This window comes from Methanoculleus sp. UBA291, assembly GCF_002499755.1.
Taxonomy (GTDB): Archaea; Halobacteriota; Methanomicrobia; order Methanomicrobiales; family Methanoculleaceae; genus Methanoculleus; species Methanoculleus palmolei.
Genome location: NZ_DANC01000059.1, coordinates 41,115 through 43,557, shown reverse-complemented (window position 1 = coordinate 43,557; position 2,443 = coordinate 41,115). Strand labels below are relative to the sequence as shown.

4 protein-coding genes are annotated in these 2,443 nt (G+C 61.2%); 1 reads left to right on the top strand and 3 read right to left on the bottom strand.

Annotated features, from left to right (window positions below; genetic code table 11):
- Positions 1 to 225 (top strand): hypothetical protein (locus tag BP737_RS13825; protein ID WP_342686272.1); only part of this gene is annotated, 225 nt, incomplete at its 5' end.
- Positions 226 to 254: 29 nt separating this feature from the next.
- Here BP737_RS13825 and BP737_RS13820 read toward each other — a convergent pair.
- From BP737_RS13820 to BP737_RS13810, 3 genes are read right to left on the bottom strand one after another with little or no spacing between them, the layout of a single operon-like run.
- Positions 255 to 1,136, bottom strand: a complete 882-nt coding sequence (locus BP737_RS13820; protein WP_292405660.1) for a 4Fe-4S binding protein — start codon at positions 1,134 to 1,136, stop codon at positions 255 to 257.
- Between the two features lie 37 nt (positions 1,137 to 1,173).
- The gene (gene cobS / locus BP737_RS13815; RefSeq protein ID WP_292405663.1) at positions 1,174 to 1,884 is read right to left on the bottom strand and encodes an adenosylcobinamide-GDP ribazoletransferase; all 711 of its coding nucleotides are present in this window, start codon (positions 1,882 to 1,884) and stop codon (positions 1,174 to 1,176) included.
- Entirely contained in the window at positions 1,881 to 2,324 is a 444-nt protein-coding gene (locus BP737_RS13810) for a phosphatidylglycerophosphatase A (protein WP_292405665.1), read from the bottom strand. The genes cobS and BP737_RS13810 overlap by 4 nt, the downstream gene beginning before the upstream one ends.
- Positions 2,325 to 2,443: the final 119 nt, after the last annotated feature.

Genomic DNA, 2,443 nt, shown 5'->3' with positions numbered 1-2,443 from the left:
TACTCTTACTGCGGCTATTGTCGACACTGTGCGGGTGTCCGGGTGGGCAGGCGGACGATTCCGACGCCCCAGCGTCAGGCCCTCTCGGGCGTGAGGCAGGGCGCCGGCCTCGATGAGAATCTGCTGAATGCCGCCCTTATGTTCAATACCCTCGTCCGGGACGGCGCTGCCGTCGAGTGCGAGGACGACGCGGGCGCAGGGTTCTCTTCGATGTATCGGTATTAGACTCGGTGGGGTCTCCCTTCCCGGGTTTTTCAGTCTTCAGCCGCCTTTTCTTTCGGCCCGAACTTTTTGCGGGTCTCCTCCGCGAACTTATCGTAGCCGATCTCGTCCATCTGGTCGGCGAGGAGCCGGTCGCTCCAGGCGCTGCGGTAGACCCAGTAGACGATACGGTCGATCACTTCGACGACCTCCTCCTCGGTCTCGACGGTGATAAGTTCCCTGCCCACAGCGGGATTGGCTCCGCGCCGGCCGCCGACCGTGATCTGGTAGTGATCATACTCGGACTTCAGGAGCTCGTACGGACAGGAGTGAATGCAGATGCCGCACTGGACGCACTTGCTCTCATCGAGGACGGATATGCCATTTTTCAACGCAATGGCGCACTGTCTGCAGTATTTCGCACAGGTGCCGCACCCCGTGCAGAGTCCGGGTATGCGCAGCGGCCGGATCCTGCCGATGATTCCGATGTCGTTTAAGAGCGGGCTGTTGCACATGTAGGTGCATCCGGATATGGCGATGCGGAGCCGTATCGGGAGTTCTTTTCCAAAAACCCGTTCATCGACCTTCCGCGCAAGGTCGATTGTCTCGCAGTTGGCGTACTTGCACCGCTCCGTGCCCGGGCAGGCCATGATGTTCACCACTTCGTTCTGCTCTGCCCCGAGGGGCGTCCCGTTCTTTTCGAGGGCTTTCGCGATCTTCTCGAAATTTTCGGGGCTCACGTGCGGGATCTCCGCCGTCTGACGCATGGTAAGATGGAGCGAACCATCTCCATATTTCTCACTGAGTTTTGCGAGTTGCTTGACCTGAGCCGCGGAGAGGACTCCTGCCGGAATCCGCACCCGTATCGTTGCGTAGTCTGCGTTCCGCTCGGTGATGATCCCTCCCCGGCTGTAGAGGGAATAGTCTTTCATCATTCTACATTAGTAGCGGTCACCGGGATAAAAAAGGTGCTTACAGGAGGGCAAGGAGGAGGATGATCCCCGCCCGGGTGATCTCGTTTGTGGCACCGACGACGTCGCCGTTGACGCCGCCAAAGATGCGCCGGGAGAGCGTGAGCGTCAGGACGACGATGACGGCTGTGACCACGAGAGCAAGCGCGACGCTCGCCCGGGAGAGCGGCAGCAGGAAGAGCGGTAGCGCGAGCAGGGTTGCCGGAATCAGAAACCACGGTTTTGCGAACCCATGGAGGTAGGAGTGAATACCCTCCCGGAACGGAACGCCGAGCGTGGTGAGGTAGGACATCGCGACTTTCGCGCAGACCTCGGCGGTGAGAATGGCTGCCGGGAGGTCTGCCGTGCTCTGGAGCCCGGCAAACGCAAGGAGGGTGACGACGATCCCCGCCGCGACGGCACCGGCTCCCGTGGTCCGGTCGGTCATGGCCGCGACCCTCTTCTCCCGGCTCCCGTGGGCCATGAGCCCGTCGCCGAAGTCCAGCAGGCCGTCGAAGTGGTTGCACCCGGAAAGAACCAGCACCGCCGCAAGGGCGACCGCCGCGCCCACCGTCGGGGATGTTATCCAGTAGGCGACACCGGCCGCTATCCCGCCGATGACGTAACCGGCAAGCGGGTAGAGGTAGGAGCGGCGGGCGAAATACTCGAAATCAACCGGCTTTCCCAGGGGAAGCGAGGTGCAGAACTGCAGAAGGGCGACGACGGACTTCACATCGACCCCATCGACTCGCTATAAAGGCGCGACGTGCAGCCCGCGATCAGCCCGGCAACGGCGTCGTCGAGGAACGGCCCGAGGCTGCCTAATATTCCCGGTTTCTTCTGGTCGTAACGGGTGAACTCGAACCGCGCGTAGGTCCCCCCGATCACTTCGGCAATGGCCATCCCGATGATCTCGTCGGAGAGCAGAAAGACCGGGTCATCGGCAATCTCGGAGTCCTTCCGTTTCAGGTAGAGTTCATCCTCAAGCAGGATGGCGCCGAGGAGCAGCGACGATATGTTGGGGTCCTGAAGCGCCTTCCCAATCATCTCGCCCAGCCGCTTCGCGGCCTCTTCCGCCCCGATCCCGTGAGGGACATAGAGTTCCATTGCAGAGGCGACGATATTGCCCCTTGTGATACCCTTCTCCTCCAGCCTGCGCTCGATCTCGAACATTGTTCATTTGTTGAACCCCGCAGGTATTTCCGCGTTTCGAACAGCGCTGGGCTGAAGGGCCAGCGCTCGAGAAAACGCGAAGCGTTTTCGAGTAATACCGGGCCGAAGGGCCGGTATTG

Excerpts from the sequence above, each read along its gene's own strand:
- BP737_RS13810 (WP_292405665.1), bottom strand. The coding sequence starts at position 2,324 with ATGTTCGAGATCGAGCGCAGGCTGGAGGAGAAGGGTATCACAAGGGGC.
- BP737_RS13820 (WP_292405660.1), bottom strand. The coding sequence starts at position 1,136 with ATGATGAAAGACTATTCCCTCTACAGCCGGGGAGGGATCATCACCGAG.